This window comes from Paenibacillus sp. CB74 (assembly GCF_055687625.1).
The window spans coordinates 5,548,341-5,565,729 of record NZ_CM146009.1 but is presented as its reverse complement, the minus strand read 5'-3'; the positions used below and the strand labels follow the sequence as shown (position 1 = coordinate 5,565,729).

Genomic DNA, 17,389 nt, shown 5'->3' with positions numbered 1-17,389 from the left:
AAACATATGTATCAAAATCTAACTTGTTACTATGTAGTACCATTAATGAGTTTGAAGAAAAGAGGCAATCGGAATATGACAGATCCCATCATTCATTTAAGCACCGGCCAAAATACCACGATTCATGAGTCAGGCCAGATTCACGTAACGATTCAAAGTGCTTCAGCACCTTCTGCTCTCGATGCAAGCTGTTTTATGGTCAACGACAGGGGACAAGTTCCCTCGGACGATTATTTTGTATTTTATAATCAGAATGTTGATCCCCACCGCAGCGTTGTTCTCCAACATGCCGAGGATCTCAAGTCATCCTTTGTGCTAGATACCCGTAAATTACGACAGGCTCCTGTAGAAAAATGCGTCTTCACCGCTACGATTGACTCCGTAGGTACGTTTGCAGATGTTCAGAAATGCCAAGCCATTGTAAGAGCAGGTTCACAACAAATTACATACGAGATTACGCAAGCTACGTCAGAAACAGCACTTATTTTCATTGAAATTTATAAGCATCAGGACGGGTTCAAAGTTCGCGCCATCGGACGCGGTTTCTTTGGAGGTTTGCAGCCTCTTGCCGAGTCGTTTGGTGTTGAAATTGAAAGTCCGAGCGAAGCCAAGTCTGAAGTTGCCGCTTCCCAAGAGTCACAGGTACCAATGGCCGAGCCGGTGAAACCTCCTAGTCCTGCAAAAAAGAAAAAAACTAAACCACTGAAATTGACCAAAATAGATCTGCTTGAACGTAAAGTCACCTTATCTCTGGAAAAGAAAAAAGTTGATCCTTTACAGGCACGTGTAGCCGTTGTTTTCGATGCATCCGGTTCCATGTTCAATCTATACCGCAGTGGCATTGTGCAAGAAGCCTTTGAACGTATACTCGCCGTTGCGGCAGCGTTTGACGACAATGGCGAGTTGGATGTCTGGTTCTTTGCGGATGATTTTATGCGTGCGCCAAGTGTAACAGCCAAAGATTACAAGGATTACATTGTTCGCACGTATGTTCTCGGACGTAGGGGCTTCGGAAACAATGAACCCAAGGTAATGGAAGATGTTATTCGTAAGTATACGGTGGAAGAGCCTAATGCACATATCCCAACCTACATTATCTTTTTCAGCGATGGAGGTGTGGATAAAGAAAGCAAAATCACACAGCTTATTACCGAAAGCTCGCACAAAAACCTGTTCTGGCAGTTTGTTGGCCTGGGACGGTCCTATTATGGAGTATTGGAAAAATTGGATGACATGCCTGGACGCTTCATAGATAACGCCGACTTTTTTGCCTTGGACGATTTCTCCAAGATCAGTGATGAAGAGCTATATGATCGGCTTCTGAATGAATTTCCAGGCTGGATCAAAGAAGCTCGGGCCAAAGGGATTCTGACATAAACTTCCGATCACATCATCCACGATATTAAGATGAACGAACTCCAATTCATGAAAAACGTTGCCAGTGAATACCTCGCTGACAGCGTTTTTCTTTTTACTTTACCACTTTCGAACTACTCACCACTTATCATTCTCAGGCTTTCGCTTTTTCTGGTTTACCACCCTTGGAACGCGGACGAAGCATACCTCCCACAATTCGCAACATCAACTTGCGTGGCACGAGACGAGTGAACTGCGCTGTCCAATAATTACCGGACCCCGGCACAGCGTAGGGTTTGCCTGATTCCAGTGCCCTCATGGCCACGGCTACGACATGCTCAGGTGTATCACGCTTGCCCACAGAAGCTTCTTCCGCACCCACGATATCAAAGAATGAAGTCTCGGTTGAGCCAGGACATAGCGCTAAGAACTGAACGCCACGCTTCCTGTTTTCTTCGTATAACGCCTCGGTAAAAGAAAGTACAAATGCCTTTGTCGCTCCATACACAGCCATATACGGATCAGGTTGAAAGGCAGCCGTCGACGAGACATTAATGACAGCACCCTCTCGCTTCTGCAACATGCCTGGCAGGAAAAGATGTGTCATATTGGTCACGGCCAACACGTTTAACATAATCTCGTCCTGTTGCCTTGAACCATCCACCTGTTCAAAACATCCATGGGTAGCGAATCCAGCATTGTTAATCAATATATCGATGTGTATGCCCCGATTCTGACATTCCTCATATACGCTCTGAGGTGCATCAACTTGCGACAAATCCGATACGATCACCTCCGCCTTTACTTGATATATACGCTCTATTCGTTGTGCCAATTGAATCAGTTTGGTCTCTGTTCTGGCCACAAGCACAATATTTCTACCCTTGGAAGCCATTTCAAGTGCAAAAACTTCCCCAATACCTGATGATGCGCCTGTAATAAGTGCCCATTGTTGTTGATCCTTTAACATCTCTCATCCACCCTCTACACATGATTGAAACATTTGTTTTCATATGGAAACAACGTTTCCTAATGGAATCATCGTAATCGAAATTCATGACACTGTCAAATACATTTGTTAAAATTGGATCTTGAGCGGTGCGCCTCCTTACTGGATTCGGATTAAATTGACGTTATCCGACGTAAAACAGTAGAATGACCATAAGAAAAAAATATATCGACGTACTTTCATAGAAGACACACCGCATTTAAGCTGAAGTTTTTCTATACAAAAACAACAACAATACGGTTATGAGGATGAAAATCAATGAAGGATCTTAATTCGGGTTCCACGGAATCTGCACATACGGTAACAACTTTTCAGGAAGCCAGACTCCAGCACTCGGATAATCTGCGGCAAAATATTGTGCATGCTGCTGCTGCTTTACTGCAAGAGCATGGACCGGAAGCCGTCACGGTACGCCGTGTAGCTGAACGCATGGAGTGCTCCACCAAAATCATATATAACCTTTTTGGCAAAAAAGAAGGGTTAGCCAAGCATTTATATTTAGAGGGTTGCTCTCTCATGGCCCAGCGGTTTGAAGCTATGCCCCGGCATGAATCGTTCGAACAATATTTCCGGGATCTGGCCCACGTCTACTGGGACTTCGGCATTTCACAATCCAGCTTCTATCAGCTGATGTTTGGAGGGTCTTTTTCCGAATTCAAACCGGATGGAGAGAATTTGCAGGGAACAGCGACTGCACTGAAGCAAGTATCTGCCTTGGTAGAGGTAGCCATTGAACAGGGAATGCTTCAGGTGCAAGATCCCATGCTTGCGGTACGAATGATCTGGGCTCCCTTACACGGTGTTATTCATCTGTACCTGGGAGGCCATATTGAGAGCGAGGAAGCTGCCAAAACGCTCTATGATCATACGGTGTCCATGGTAATCCACTCCCTTGTCAGTACATCTGCGAGTGAATAAGCATGTAATCTGTACTTTATAGCGTTTCGGCAAACAAATGAAAAAGGAGCAGGTCCAATGGCTTAATCCGCCGAGGACGTGCTCCTTTATTTGGTTCACTCAGTCTATAACTGTATCAACTTTCAGTCGATGAACGTGTTTACTGGTTCTCCGCTTCCCAACGTGCAATTTCCTTGCGCACAATTGGAGCGACTTCTTTACCGAGCAATTCGATCGCTCTCATCACCTCGTTATGCGGCATGGTGCCGAGAGGGGTGTGCAACATGAAGCGGGTAATTCCGACTTCTTTACGTAGATAGATAATCTTCTGAGCTACCGTATCCACATCACCTACATACAATGCACCTTCAAGGCTGCGCGCCGCATCAAATGTCGCACGGCTGTAATGTCCCCAGCCACGTTCACGGCCCAACATGTTCATGACCGCTTGAGCTGGCGGGAAGAATTTCTCCACCGCTTCGTCTGTTGTATCGGCAATGAAGCCGTGAGAGTGAGAAGCGACTGTCAGCTTGGAAGCATCATGTCCCGCGTGAGCAGCTGCTTTTTTGTACAGCTCCACCAGTGGTGCGAATTGCACCGGACGGCCACCAATAATGGCAAGCACCAGTGGCAAACCAAGCAGTCCTGCACGAACAACCGATTCCTGATTACCACCACTGCCGATCCATACCGGAAGTTTTTCCTGTACCGGGCGCGGGTAGATGCCCAGATTGTTAAAGGAAGGACGGTGTTTGCCTTGCCAGGTTACTTTTTCCGAATCACGCAGCTTGAGCAGCAAATCCAGTTTCTCGTCGAATAGTTCATCATAATCATTCAAATCATAGCCGAACAGTGGGAACGATTCGATAAATGATCCCCGCCCTGCCATAATCTCTGCACGACCGTTCGAAATGCCATCCAGTGTCGCAAAATCCTGATATACCCGTACCGGATCATGCGATGACAGCACCGTTACGGCACTCGTCAGGCGAATATTCTTGGTCTGTGAAGCTGCCGCCGCCAGAATGACAGCTGGTGATGAAGCCGCATAGTCAACACGATGATGTTCTCCCACGCCGTATACATCCAGACCCACCTCATCTGCCAAAACAATCTCCTCAACGACATCGCGAATACGCTGCGCATGACTGATTAGCTCTCCTGTTTTTACATCCGGATTCGTCTCCACAAATGTACTAATTCCGATTTCCATTGTCTGTTCCTCCTTGGTATGAAGCGATCCGTCGTTCATCTAACCTATTGTAAGTAGATCACCTTTTGTTATGTATCTTAATATTGAACTATTTTGATAAAAAACACAAGTACCCCTTGTTTCCAGGGGGTACTTTTATGCTTATTTTCTATAATTATGGCTTGTCTATACTAAGTTCCATGAAATTGGCATTAATTACAACACCGGCCTGTCGCATGAAATTGAATCCCAAAATTCCGTCAATCTCCAAGCCATAATCCATATTTCCTATTTCAATCTGAAAGTTATTGAGCGTTGTTCCATCCACAGTTATAGAATCCAGAGACTTGGTATAAACATACTCTATACCTCCTACGCCTCTAATAATATCAACGAGATCATCCTCTTCAGGAACCATCCCTACTTCTCGAACTGTATCTGCATTTAACAACGTACTTGCTGACCCGGTATCCAAAAGGACCCTTTCTAAATGAAGTACTTCTCCTCTAAACTTAAGTTCTATACTTATAAAGGGTAGACCGTAAATCTCTGAAATTTTCATCGGAGGCCTCTTATGCCAATATATCGTTCTCTTGCAATAACCTTTGGACGTGAAGTGTGAAAAAAGCAGTATTCCCGTCTGGGATCTTCCTGATGTAATTCACCATAACGTTTTAATGCCTCTGTAGAATCATCAAATGAATCAATCACTGCCATCTCTTCAATGTAACGCTGGCCTTCACTAGAGTACGCCTTGGTTGCCTCAAAAACGACCCATTCATTAGGGAATCGCTCCTGAACTTCCTTCCATTGCATAGTGACACCTCCAGAACATTAGATACAAATATTATATCATGTGCAAACAGCATTCCACGGGATGACATTCTAAATTAGATACTTTTTTAGATCATTTCTGGTAAATCCATTATTTCTTCCTTCCAATGTACAACAGGTGAGACGAGATACCCAAAATGGAAGGGTCTTTGGCGGCTTCAATCATATATTGAATAAGTTCATCATACTCGCCACGTTCTTTCCAGTGTTGTTGCTGCTCGTCCGTAAGCATGGCTCTAAGGCTGGATGAACCAATGAAATCAACAGTTTCAAATCCTTGTTGCTCCATGAAGGGCGTAACGTCCTGAATATTAAAATAATATGCCCCCGTAAATCGTCCTTGATCCTGATGATCGAATATACCCTTTTCCACAAAAGAACGAATTGCTGCCATGTTATCATTCGGTTTCCAATGCTGCGGGGATTGCAGCGAATTGATACTCATGCGCATACGGCTTTGCATCGCTACAAATACCACGCCTCCTCGCTTGGTTACCCGATACAACTCCCGTACAGCGGCCGTTCGCTCCTCCTCTGTCTGCAGATGATATAACGGCCCCAGCATAAGGGAAGCATCATACGTCTCGTCAGCCATACCGGAGAGCGAAGTGGCATCAAGAACATGGAATCCATCGAATTGCTGTGTCAAACCGAACTCCTGAGCCTATTGCCGTGCAGTATCCACGGAGGACGGTGTCAGATCCGATAAAGTGACCTGGTACCCCAGTCTCGCCAGTTCCATGGCATATTTTCCCGGTCCAGCGCCATTATCCAGAATATGACCGGTAGCGGGGAGACACTCCTTGATGTAATGCATGTTAATGATGAACTCAATCGGTTCCCGCTCCAGTCTCCCCCACTCATCAAACCTCGAATAATATTCAATAATGTGATCTCTCTTCATCGCTCTGACACCTGCCTTTTTATATGTAGAGCACTCAACCATATTCAAAAATTAAATTCCAACCAGTATATATCTGCTAAATATTTCCTGTCAACCAAAAAACGTTCAATTCCCAATGTATGCAGAACTGAACGTTTCTCAATCTTATATTTTCTTCACAAACTCGGACTTCAACTTCATCGCACCGAAGCTGTCGATCTTGCAATCAATATCATGGTCCCCATCAATCAGGCGGATATTCTTCACCTTCGTGCCCTGCTTGACTACAAGCGAGCTACCTTTAACCTTCAGATCTTTAATAACCGTAACAGTATCACCATCATTCAGCACATTTCCGTTGGCATCACGGATTACTTTCGCATCCTCTGCGTTCTCATTGTCTGCTTCCAAAGACCATTCATGTGCACACTCCGGGCATACCAGCAGGTTACCATCCTCGTACGTGTACTCCGAATTACATTTCGGGCAGTTAGGCAAATTAGACATATGTATTACTCTCCATTCTACGATCGGCTATCCAGCAAGTATACGGGATTTCGGCGGTATGTTCCATATGGTTGATCACTGCATGAATGAATTTAAACCAAATTTAAGGTTCATGCATCCCTCACTTTAAGGGTAACAACTTATGATGTAACTATCAGATATTCTCTACACATACTTAAATCCTATCTATTTCTCTATGAGAGTTACTATATTTGATACCACATACCAAAGGAGTGCCTACTCATGTCTCCCTATGTTTTTCCGGTGCAAACGGCTTTTTTCATCTTTGTTGTTGCGGCCATGTTCTTGCTGGTGCCGTGGCTGATCTATGGTTATCGCAAAGACGGCTTCTTCAGCTGGTCGCGGTTTGGCATCAGCTTTTCCTTTATCTTTTATATCCTGGCCGCCTATTGCCTCGTTATTCTCCCGTTCCCCACTACGCGAGATACCTGTGCGCAGCAAGCCGCTGACACGATCTACTACAATTTGGTTCCATTCACTTTTGTCAAAGACATCATGAAAGAAACACCCATTGTATGGTCTCAGCCATCCAGCTATATGGGTATGATTCAGGGCAGAGCCTTTTTGCAAGTTCTATTTAACGTCCTGCTCCTTATGCCGCTGGGTGTATATATCCGTTATTTCTTTCAAAAGAGATCGTTCTGGACGTATGCCCTGCTTGGTGGCTTCGGGCTTTCCTTATTTTTCGAGATCACCCAGATCACCGGATTCTACGGGTATTATAATTGCCCTTACCGTCTCTTCGATGTAGATGATCTGTTATTGAATACTTCAGGAACGGTCATTGGATTCTTCACAGCGCCCATCCTGCTTGCTTTATTCCCATCGCGTGCAAGCATTCAGGCAAAGAGCGAGCAGATTGTGGAGCAAAATCGCGTGTATCCCGTACCACAACTGCTTGCATTGCTTATCGATGGTGCGGTAGTCGTGCTGATTAGCAATGTGTTGTCCATCTTCACCCCGTCCGATGTAATTCAAGGAGCATTGAATACATCCATTGCAATGGTCATTGTACTGTTCTTTATTCCATGGGTACGAAACGGAATAACACCAGGCTCAGCTATTCTGCGCTTCCGTTATGTGAATCGCCAGAGTGGTTCACCGACCATGGAATCATTATTTAAAAGACTGCTCGCACTTTACACGCCTTGGTTCGTGATTACAATCATCCGCTGGGTCAATGATTATGCCTTCACCAGTAATGAGGATGTCATGCTCCGGCCTTATCAAATATGGCTTTCCCTCGGAACAGTCGGTGTCTATATGTTGGTCTACGCGGTGCTCTTTGTTCATGTCTTGATCGTGCTCTTCTCCCGTGGGAAACGTTCCTTCTACTTCGATGAGGTGTCCAACACGCAGGCCTCTCGTAAATAATGTTTGGAATATAACCATGCATGATTTTCCTTGAATCTCTTCTCACGTTCTGCTTCTTCAGCCGAATTAATTAATAAAAGAGGACGTTCATTCTGAGAATGAACTCCTCTTTGGTCTGAATTATAAACCCAACAGCTCTCGCTTGGCTGCATCCGGATCATGCACAACTTCAATCTCATGGTTAAAGATTAGTGTCGCACGATCCTGCTCGTATTCAGGCCAGCTTACACCAGCAACTTCAGGTTTGCCGTTCTTGGCAAAGGAAATCCAGGCATCCTGTACCTTGAGGGCAAGTGCCGCCGCAGCTTCATCCGGCTCCGCATTCATGAATTTGAGGACATGCAGTGTATTAAACACAAAGAACATTTCTATGCTGTGAATCGCTCTTTTTAACAAGGGATGTTCCGGCATGACCCAATCAAATCGATACATCCACACCGGGGCATACTTCTGCTGTGCACCAGCGTACTGTAGCGCTGAACGCCAGAAGAACATATCGGTCATGACCTGAGCTTGTCCATCAGCTGTTTTGGGATAACTGTCCGCGATGGCTGCCCGGTTCTCCAGATCTGGCGTCATAAAGTCTACGCCCTGCACCATATCGATCTCTTTTGAATACGGCACATGCGGCTGGATGAACAGTGCACCCTCGTGCAATGTCGTACCAATCAGCACAGGAATGTCCTGTGCCGAGCCTTCGCTCACCGCCTGTAGTGGCACTTGCGGAAGAGTCTCCCCGTCCAAGACAGGTTGGAACAATAAGGCCAGACCTGCCCCGCTCTGCTGTTTGACCTTTTCACCGGCTGCAATAATCTGCTCTACAGGGATTGTACTTAACTTCTGCAGATGATCCGGGTCCACCCCAAGAATCTTCAGCATGCCTTCCCGCAACGCTGAGGCTTGCTCTGCCGGCATGAACTGGGAAGCACCACTCTCCATAATTGCACGTTGGAAAAGTCCTTTGGCCGATGGCATCGCCATCAGTGCCGCAATACTCATGCTGCCTGCCGATTCGCCGAACACCGTTACTTGATCCGGGTTACCACCAAAAGCAGAGATATTATCCTTCACCCACTGTAATGCCGCCACCTGATCCAGCAGACCTGCATTGGATACATATGAATCACCTAATGGAGCCATATGGAGGAAACCCAAAGGTCCCAGTCGGTAATTGATCGTGACAACGATGACGTCGCCCCGTACCGCTAACTGTGTACCATCATACATGGGTTGACTGCCCGAACCGGATACGAAGGAACCGCCGTGAATCCAGACCATGACCGGCAATGATAGTTCTGCCTTTTCCCCAGGAGCCCATATATTCAGATATAAACTATCTTCTGACTCATTCGGTAGTTCTGTCAGGCCTTCAGGTTGATGATTCCGAGGTTGTATATTCTCAGGCCCAAATTGCGTAGCCTGTCTGATTCCATCCCATGACTCGGGTTGTACCGGAGCCTTGAACCGCAACTCACCTACCGGGGGTTTCGCATAAGGGATGCCCTTCCATACACTTGCACCGTGCAAAAGCTCGCCTTGAACTGTACCATATTTCGTTTGAACCTGAAGTTCTCTCATGCCGCTTCTACTTCCTCTCCGTGAATAGGTTGGACTATTGCTGATTACGTTATGTGTACTTATTTGAGTATAGTTTGTACACCCACCCATTTACAACTTTACCCAACTCTATACATTCCTACTACGTTTCACGTGGAACTTTAGGGGAGTGACCCTCCCCTTTGATCCCCCAACCCAATTAACTACCCTTCTCGTGGATAAAGAACCGTAAACTCAGCACCCTCGATCCATTCGCCCGCGACAAAATCCCGTCCCTTCACAACAACTCGATCCTTATAAATCTCCACATGAAGTCCTTCACTGCCCTCCAGATGCTCATCCTCATCCGTCCAGAGATAACCTACAGACGAAGCGTTAAACATGGTTGGCATGTGGCCCGCACCATCGTACATCGTATGCTGCGCCTCCAACTGCCAATGGGTATGTCCTGAGAAGAGAATTGCTTGCGGGTATTTAGCCAGAACCGCTTTAAGTTCCGCATCCTGATTCACACCATGCCAGCCTTGCTCTTTCATTGATCCTGCTACCGTATCCATCAGCGGCTGATGCAAAAACAGGAAGATGGGATGATCTGGTGTTGCATGTTCAGACAATTTTGCATCCAGCCACTCCAACTGTTCAACTGACATATCGCAATCCTTCGGGTGAGGTTGCTCAGTGCCCAGGAATATATAATGATATCCATCAATCCAGTGATCGTGGTAAGAGCCCTTCATGCCTGTTGTCCCTCCAAAATCACTCCATCGACGCTGCCATAACCCTGCAACCGTAATGGGGTCGACTCCTGAAGAGATCGGTCGCCCATCCTGACCCTCCTGCCCCGAAGGTGCAGCAGACAACGTATAGGTCCCGCCGGATAGTTGCTCAATCAGTGCAGCTGATTCAGTAGCAGTTTGTGTTGTGATCCGTTCCATATCTGCTTCTTGCTCCAACAGCTCGGCTACTTCGTCCTCATTCATCTCAAGCAAAACGATCGGCGGATCTTGCCATATCACGGCTCCAATATCATGATTACCTACCGTGTACCGGATGTCCGGCAAGCTCTCCGCATGTTGCTTCCATATGCGCTGCAACTCACGATATTCGCTCGGCAGCCCCCGATCCGTCACATCACCCACATGCATAATTCCGCTGCTCCCTTGACTGAATGTAGCTATGTCGGCGAATGCTTGGTCCAGATGCCGATTATGAATATGGTCTGCCTCATCTCGCACATGTGTGTCCGTAATGACCTGGAAGCTGGCAATAGGTTGCTCCGGTGTATGTTCATTTTTCATCAAGAATCACTCCATTTCAGTCCAATAATGCCAATCAGAATAAAACCGATCCATACTATCGAATTGAGCCGCAGACGTTCACCAAAAAAATAATGCCCCACAACGCCAATAAGCGTAATGCCCACGCCAGACCAGATCGCATAAGCTACAGCCAGCGGCATATACTTCACTGCATAATTAAGAAGCGTAAAACTCGCAGCATAACAGACAAACATCAACACCGAAGGCCAGAACCGTGAGAACCCATCCGATACTTTTAGCAAAATGGTAGCGCTCAGCTCCAGACCGATGGCCAGCGCCAACAGTACCCAGCCCAAGTAGGCGTGACTGTTCGTCATCGACTCAGCCCACCATTCAGCAATTCATGAAATGATTGAATCGTTCTGTCCGCCAAGCGGATTCTTCCTTTTTCTCCAATCCCAATCCTGTATCCTGCACCAGCTTTTCGTGCCATCTCCATATCTCCGTCCGTATCTCCAATAACCACAGTATGCTGTACAGGTATTCCCAACCGTTCACATGCAAGCAGAAGCATATCGGGGAAAGGTTTTCCCCGCTCCACCAGATCCGTACCAATCACTACGTCAAAAAAGGATTCCAGCCCCATCCACTGCAAGTGCTTGACTGCACTAGGTGTATCATCCGCCGTCACGACACCCATAACCACGCCTTCGCTACGGCACTGTTCAAGGAATTCTCGAACTCCTGGTAATGGACGTGCCGGGCGATGCTTCTCCATCTCTTCCTCTGCTTGCGCCAAACACTCCCGAACCATCATCTTGGCTTCCGCCCAGCTGAGACCCGCACGATATCCGTGCCATGTTAACACAGCGTACACCTCATCCATGGTTCCCATCGCAAGCGGCCCGCGCACGTCATAGCCATTCATTCGGCCTTGGTCATCGTGGAATGTACCCCAGATCTGTGGAAGTTCCTCTGTATTGATACGCAGTCCCCGGGTAGCTAGCTGATCTTTGAAGCCACCCAACACACAATCGGTCCAGAACCCCCACATGCGCGTAAAATCAAGTAATGTTCCGTCCTTGTCGAACAATACGGCTTCAATCGGAATTGTTAATCCTTCCACATACGTTTCATCTTGCATCAGTTAAACTCCTTGTCTGCGATCTTGTATGAACGGAAAGGACGGTACAGCATGTACCGCCCTTTTCGCATGAGTTACTTATAGCAATACGTTTTGCTTGTTAGTCGAGCAGCTTCACGACCGAAGCACGTGGAAACCATTCATCGATACCATTATTTCGTTACACGATCCAGTTCTTTCTGTGCTTTTTCCTTCGCTTCCTTCAGCGCTTGTTCGGCTGGCATATTATTGATCTGCACCTGATCAGCTGCATCTTTTAATGCATCATTGATTTTGCCACCTGTTGGATCCTGGAATGGAGCCGAGGCGTGAGCTGCCTGTTGCAATGGTACAGTGATCTGTGGATTCTCCTCACTGAACTTCATGAATTCTGGATCTTGTTGTGCCGATTGACGCACTGCAATATATCCGGTGTTCATGGACCATGAAGCTGTGTTCGAAGTTTCGGAGAAATACGTAAGCCATTTGTAGGCTGCCTGTTGTTGCTCTGGACTTGCCGCTGACGGAATACCTGCTGATATGGCACTTGCTACCGGTTTTCCTTCACCCATACCTTCCCAGCCTGGTTGTTGCATTGCAGCGACTACGCTGAAGTCCAAGTCACCTTGGTCCCCACTGGATCCGGTGTAACCTGCTGCTTTATTTTTCATCACATCATCAATCGTTTTGTACCAATACTCCCAGCCCTGACCACCATAATGAATGCCCATAATCTTGTCTTCGTTGATCCATTTACGGAACAGGTCCCATGTCTCGATCCATTCCGGGGAGTCAATCATGACGGTTTTGCCATCGTCGCTAATAATCTGTCCGCCCCTACCCAGCACGGCATCAATCATATTGTCGCTACCCCACATCGGTTCCCAGCCGTAGAAGGTGGTCTTGCCATTCTCTTGCTTGCTCATCTTCGCAGCTGCTTCAGCCAGCTTCTCCCATGTCGTCAAACTTGCTGGGTCGATCCCATTCTCCTTGAACGTATCCATGCGGTAATACATGATTTGGGTTGTACCGTACATTGGTAAAAAGTATTGCTTACCATCCACCTGTCCCTGTTTCAGGAATGTCTGAATGAAGTCGTCTTTCCTAAAATTCGGATCAGCAGCAATCATCTCATCCATGGGCGCATAATATCCTTTACGTGCCCAGTCTATATTGGAGCTAAGTACCGCGGCGGGAACATTCTTGGAAGCAATCGCTGCTTGCAGCTTCTGTTCCGTCTCCGTGTAATCTGCCTGTACAATTCCCTTCACAACGACTTCGTTCTGTGAGGCGTTGAACGCATCAATCGTCTTTTTCATGTTATCGCCCAGATTACCACCCAGACCATACCAGAACTCGATCTCAACCGGATCTTTGGCCTGAACTTCGGTTCCACTGGCAGCAGCCGTCGTGCCCGATTCTGCGGGTGCTTGTGTTCCACAAGCGGTCAGTAGAGCAAAGCTGGTCGCGAGTACCAGCGACATGCCACCCTTCCAGTTCAACCTCAATCTCTTTTTCCATGTCATGCTTGCTTGACTCCAGTTCATTGTCGTTCCTCCCGTTTTAGGTGAAATGGTAGTTTGCATAAATTGAACTAAAGAATATTTACACTAGCCACTCCAATGACAGAACAACCCTCCGATCGCTGTTATCCCCAGATTTTTTTGATTCCTTTTTATAAAGGTAAAATCCGGGGATAAGCGTATGCTTCCGATGTAGCTTTCTTGCAGAAAGCTTTTAGGCGAGCGCTTCGCTTCTTCAGATTATTTCTGTCCTCTCCGTTTTGTGTAAATGTTTATTTCAATTTATATAGTAAGGTAGTTAATATCAGTTCTTGTTCACACCTGCCGTGATATTCACGCTCTGCATGATGGTCTTCTGGGTGAACAGGAAGAGAATAAGTAGGGGTGCAATCGTGAAGGCACTCGCAGCCATAATCTGTGGCCAAGCAAGTCCGTATGCCCCGCCTTCTACAAAGAAACTGCGTAGACCCGCCGATACCAGCTGCAAGTCAGGGTCTTTGGTGATGAGCATAGGCCAGAAATAGTTGTTGTACTGTTCAATAAACGTAATCAGTACCATCACGGCGAAGCTTGAGCGAACAAGCGGCGTGATAATTGTCCAGAGAATCCGGAAGTGGGACGCACCGTCGAGCTGTCCAGCTTCCACCAATTCGTGAGATACCTGCATGAACGCCTGCCGGATCAGGAAGATCGAGAACACGCTGACACAGTTGGATACAATCAAGCCCGTGTAGGAATCTAGCAGATTAAGTTCGCTAAGCACCAGGTAACTAGGCAGATACACGGCTGTACTTGGTATCATATAACCCACCAGAATCAGGGATGTCAGTACACCTTTGAGACGGAATTTCATATGTGTCAGGGCGTACGCCATCATACTGGAGTTGACGATCTGAAATAGACAGATGGCTAAGGCTACCCCGGTACTGTTCAGGATGTAACGGGCAAAGGGTGCCGCATTCCAGGCGTCCACATAATTGCTCCATAGGAACGTTTCCGGCCAGAAGGTCGGCGGGAACTGCCAGATCTCATCATTGGTTTTGAATCCGCTAATGACCATCCAATAGAAGGGAAAGGCTGTACCCAGCGCGATAACGGCCAACAGCAGATAGCGGATCATTTTACTTATTTTAAAATTCGGTTGTGACACGTTCTGCAACTCCTTGCGCTTCATCCGTTTAGACTTTTTGTTAGGCAATGTCATTGTCATTAGTAGTGCACCAGACGTCTGCCAAGCAGGAAGGATACACCCGACAGCAACACGCAGATCAGAATAATCACAACGGCGATGGACGAAGCTTCACCCACATTAAAAGATTCGAATGCTGACTGGTAATACATGTACAGCAACGTTCTCGTTGATCCTGCCGGTCCACCTTGCGTCATGACATTAATCTGGTCATAGGCTTGCAGGGACTGGATGGTAAGAATAATCGAGAGAAAAAATGTCGTTGGTGAGATCAGCGGCAACGTGATACTTCTGAACTTATCCCAACCGTTGGCCCCATCGATTGAAGCTGCTTCGAGCAGATCAGAGGGTAGATTGCGTAGTGCAACCAGATAAAATACCATCGCCCACCCAATCGATTTCCAGAGCGTAACGATCAGGACGGCAACCAGTGCCCAGTCTGCGTCACGCAACCAGCCGATCGGGGATACACCGGCCCAGCCCAGCATGAGATTGGCCAGTCCCACTTCGGGCTCGAAGATCCAGGACCACGCAATGGACACCGCAACTGTCGGAGTAACCCATGGTGAGAAGAGTAATGTTCGGAAGATGCCGGATGATTTGATCTTGCTATTCATGAGCATCGCAAGCGCCAATCCGCCCACAATGGTTGGGATTACACTTCCCAGTCCGAATAACAGGGTGACTTTCAGGGATCGATAGAATTCAGAGTTCGTCAGCAGATAACTGTAATTGTCCAACCCAATAAACAACTTGTCTGGGCTCATGAAGTCCCAATCGGTGAAACTGAGATACACGATATATCCCAGAGGTCCCAGCCAGAAGATCAGCAACGGGATTAGAGCTGGTAGCGTGAATAGAACCGCCTCAGACTCCCTCCATAGTTTTAAACGCAAATCCCCCACTCCTTACTGTTCAATTTTTCTTTAACGATTGGGAATTATTGAGTATAATCAGCTTTATATTTCTTCTATACAAAATTTATTGTACACTCGTATTGAAAATTCTAATTCCGGCTTATGTTAAAATTGGAGCAAGTCATGTAAAATATGAGGCAGCTAGGGGAACGTTATCATAAACCAGAGGTGACATTGTGGGAAAAGAAACTGACGGGAAACCGAATCATCCTTCGTTACCTGATCGGCATGCGCTGAGGGAGAGAGTCATTGAGGCCATCGCCAATACGATGGATCTGTATGGGGTGAATCATACGTTTGGCAAATTATACGGCATTATGTATTTCGAAGATCGACCGATGACACTTGAAGAGATGAAGACCTCGATGAATATGAGTAAGAGCAACATGAGCTATGCGGTTCGGTCACTTACGGAGTCACAGATGATCTATAAACTGGAGGAGAAGAAAGAACGTCAGGATCAGTATGTGGCTGAGACCGACTTTTATCGTACATTTCAAAATTTCTTCGGGTCCAAGCTCCAACGGGAAGTGGATGTGATGTTAGAAGGCATTCGTGAGGTCATTCCGGACCTGTCGGCAATGATTCTTTCGGAGCACACCTCTTCCGAAGATCGAGATGATGCCCTGCGTGATCTGCACAAACTCCAACACGCAGAGCAATATTACGTCTGGTTACAAGGATTCGTGGATCAGTTGCGTGACGGTAAGTTTTACTAGAGTTCTCCTCGGAAAAACGACTAGTATGCAGTAATCGCATTAAATGAGAGACGAGTAAAGACAAGATAGGAATAAGAAGTCATTCCAAAACGGTATGGACCGAGTCCTATGCCGTTTTTTTGATACAAGCAATGTAAAAACAACGGACTAACGACTACATCACCAACTATATTGGGGCAATTGGTAACACAAAATGGGCTAATGCATAGACTGGGACTAAATAAAATCCAGATTCTTATGTATTGGAGATGTGAACATTGAGTAATCCAAAAAATAAGGTTAAGACCCAGCAAATTCCCATGAAAAAACTTTCTCCCGTAAGCATTATATCTGAACTCCCACCCGTCCGCGGTAACGCAAGGAATTCCTCCTCGAATCCCAACCCCACCCATAATGAAAAGGACACATCCTCGGCTATTAATGAATGCGTAGATCGCGCTTTTCGTATTCCGATTTTCTTGAGTACAACCAACACGGTAAATGACCTGCAAGGACAATTTCTGAACCGTCTTATTGCAGAAATTGAAGATGCATTACTCTTCCCACGCACATTGCCCGTAAGTGAACAATATCCGGAAAATATCCTGACAAATATCCGACGCTTGGTTTTTTCAAGCTATGGCTTGCTCGCAATCAACTTCCAACGATTTTTTGTTCAAATTCTTCAATCCAATGTGGGTGGTCCACCAACGAGCACACCATTCTGGGAAGGTTCTACTTTTTCTCAAATCGAACCTGCCATGGCTTTTCAATTCGGAATTCCCATCTTATTAGTTAGAGAGACGGGAACGGATGTCAGTAATGGAATCTGGGCTGGGGGCATCACACCACTCAACATATTTGTTGATTGGGACTCCGAGAATCAATCCGTTGAGGAATTCTTTAACAGTGTTCAATGGAGAGAGGTCTTTGCATATTGGGCTGCAGAAGTTAGGGGTAACTATTTGCTCCGAACAGAACCCATGTTCAATAATTAACATCAATCAATAAGTATGGGAGGGGCTGCTGAAGGTTTGCTCTCTCTCTTAA

Annotated in this window: 19 protein-coding genes; 5 read left to right on the top strand and 14 right to left on the bottom strand. The window is 46.5% G+C overall.

The window, feature by feature from the left end:
* The first annotated feature begins 75 nt into the window (after positions 1-75).
* Positions 76-1,377, top strand: a complete 1,302-nt coding sequence (locus tag ACX9NY_RS24620; RefSeq protein WP_339257947.1) for a VWA domain-containing protein — start codon at positions 76-78, stop codon at positions 1,375-1,377.
* Positions 1,378-1,510: 133 nt separating this feature from the next.
* Here the strand turns inward: ACX9NY_RS24620 and ACX9NY_RS24615 are convergent, their stop codons facing one another.
* The gene (locus ACX9NY_RS24615) at positions 1,511-2,326 is read right to left on the bottom strand and encodes an SDR family NAD(P)-dependent oxidoreductase (RefSeq protein ID WP_339257948.1); all 816 of its coding nucleotides are present in this window, start codon (positions 2,324-2,326) and stop codon (positions 1,511-1,513) included.
* A gap of 297 nt (positions 2,327-2,623) precedes the next feature.
* Between ACX9NY_RS24615 and ACX9NY_RS24610 the strand changes: the two genes are divergently transcribed.
* The gene (locus ACX9NY_RS24610) at positions 2,624-3,283 is read left to right on the top strand and encodes a TetR/AcrR family transcriptional regulator (RefSeq protein ID WP_339257949.1); all 660 of its coding nucleotides are present in this window, start codon (positions 2,624-2,626) and stop codon (positions 3,281-3,283) included.
* A 139-nt stretch (positions 3,284-3,422) separates the two neighbouring features.
* On the opposite strand, the gene ACX9NY_RS24605 is transcribed toward ACX9NY_RS24610, so the two are convergent.
* The 6 genes from ACX9NY_RS24605 to ACX9NY_RS24580 form a co-directional block, all read right to left on the bottom strand.
* Entirely contained in the window at positions 3,423-4,475 is a 1,053-nt protein-coding gene (locus tag ACX9NY_RS24605; protein WP_472475624.1) for an LLM class flavin-dependent oxidoreductase, read from the bottom strand.
* A gap of 154 nt (positions 4,476-4,629) precedes the next feature.
* Complete coding sequence (locus tag ACX9NY_RS24600) at positions 4,630-5,016, bottom strand: retropepsin-like aspartic protease (protein ID WP_472475622.1); 387 nt, start codon at positions 5,014-5,016, stop codon at positions 4,630-4,632.
* Entirely contained in the window at positions 5,013-5,270 is a 258-nt protein-coding gene (locus tag ACX9NY_RS24595; protein WP_339238737.1) for a hypothetical protein, read from the bottom strand. Before ACX9NY_RS24595 ends, ACX9NY_RS24600 begins: the two co-directional genes overlap by 4 nt.
* 109 nt (positions 5,271-5,379) lie before the next feature.
* Positions 5,380-5,937: a class I SAM-dependent methyltransferase gene (locus ACX9NY_RS24590; protein ID WP_472475620.1), complete on the bottom strand. Its 558-nt coding sequence runs from the start codon at positions 5,935-5,937 to the stop codon at positions 5,380-5,382.
* Positions 5,938-5,952: 15 nt separating this feature from the next.
* Entirely contained in the window at positions 5,953-6,192 is a 240-nt protein-coding gene (locus ACX9NY_RS24585) for a class I SAM-dependent methyltransferase (protein WP_472475618.1), read from the bottom strand.
* A 144-nt stretch (positions 6,193-6,336) separates the two neighbouring features.
* The gene (locus ACX9NY_RS24580) at positions 6,337-6,678 is read right to left on the bottom strand and encodes a zinc ribbon domain-containing protein YjdM (RefSeq protein WP_339238739.1); all 342 of its coding nucleotides are present in this window, start codon (positions 6,676-6,678) and stop codon (positions 6,337-6,339) included.
* Between the two features lie 243 nt (positions 6,679-6,921).
* On the opposite strand from ACX9NY_RS24580, the gene ACX9NY_RS24575 reads away from it, so the two are divergent.
* Entirely contained in the window at positions 6,922-8,073 is a 1,152-nt protein-coding gene (locus ACX9NY_RS24575; protein WP_339238740.1) for a VanZ family protein, read from the top strand.
* Positions 8,074-8,193: 120 nt separating this feature from the next.
* On the opposite strand, the gene ACX9NY_RS24570 is transcribed toward ACX9NY_RS24575, so the two are convergent.
* From ACX9NY_RS24570 to ACX9NY_RS24540, 7 genes are all read right to left on the bottom strand, one after another.
* The gene (locus ACX9NY_RS24570) at positions 8,194-9,651 is read right to left on the bottom strand and encodes a carboxylesterase/lipase family protein (RefSeq protein WP_339238741.1); all 1,458 of its coding nucleotides are present in this window, start codon (positions 9,649-9,651) and stop codon (positions 8,194-8,196) included.
* 182 nt (positions 9,652-9,833) lie between these two features.
* Positions 9,834-10,928, bottom strand: a complete 1,095-nt coding sequence (locus ACX9NY_RS24565) for a metallophosphoesterase family protein (RefSeq protein ID WP_472475615.1) — start codon at positions 10,926-10,928, stop codon at positions 9,834-9,836.
* On the bottom strand, positions 10,928-11,266 hold the full coding sequence (locus ACX9NY_RS24560; RefSeq protein WP_472475613.1) for a DMT family transporter: 339 nt from the start codon (positions 11,264-11,266) through the stop codon (positions 10,928-10,930). Before ACX9NY_RS24560 ends, ACX9NY_RS24565 begins: the two co-directional genes overlap by 1 nt.
* Positions 11,263-12,033: an HAD family hydrolase gene (locus ACX9NY_RS24555; protein ID WP_472475611.1), complete on the bottom strand. Its 771-nt coding sequence runs from the start codon at positions 12,031-12,033 to the stop codon at positions 11,263-11,265. Before ACX9NY_RS24555 ends, ACX9NY_RS24560 begins: the two co-directional genes overlap by 4 nt.
* A gap of 152 nt (positions 12,034-12,185) precedes the next feature.
* Positions 12,186-13,559, bottom strand: coding sequence for an ABC transporter substrate-binding protein (locus ACX9NY_RS24550; RefSeq protein WP_472475609.1), 1,374 nt, complete (start codon positions 13,557-13,559; stop codon positions 12,186-12,188).
* A 280-nt stretch (positions 13,560-13,839) separates the two neighbouring features.
* The gene (locus ACX9NY_RS24545) at positions 13,840-14,655 is read right to left on the bottom strand and encodes a carbohydrate ABC transporter permease (protein ID WP_248278243.1); all 816 of its coding nucleotides are present in this window, start codon (positions 14,653-14,655) and stop codon (positions 13,840-13,842) included.
* Positions 14,656-14,744: 89 nt separating this feature from the next.
* Positions 14,745-15,620: a carbohydrate ABC transporter permease gene (locus ACX9NY_RS24540; RefSeq protein ID WP_339238747.1), complete on the bottom strand. Its 876-nt coding sequence runs from the start codon at positions 15,618-15,620 to the stop codon at positions 14,745-14,747.
* Between the two features lie 197 nt (positions 15,621-15,817).
* Here ACX9NY_RS24540 and ACX9NY_RS24535 point away from each other — a divergent pair, with 197 nt between their 5' ends.
* Positions 15,818-16,360, top strand: a complete 543-nt coding sequence (locus ACX9NY_RS24535) for a GbsR/MarR family transcriptional regulator (protein WP_339238748.1) — start codon at positions 15,818-15,820, stop codon at positions 16,358-16,360.
* Between the two features lie 257 nt (positions 16,361-16,617).
* A complete protein-coding gene (locus tag ACX9NY_RS24530; protein ID WP_472475607.1) occupies positions 16,618-17,337 on the top strand; it encodes a hypothetical protein in 720 nt (239 codons plus the stop codon).
* Positions 17,338-17,389: the final 52 nt, after the last annotated feature.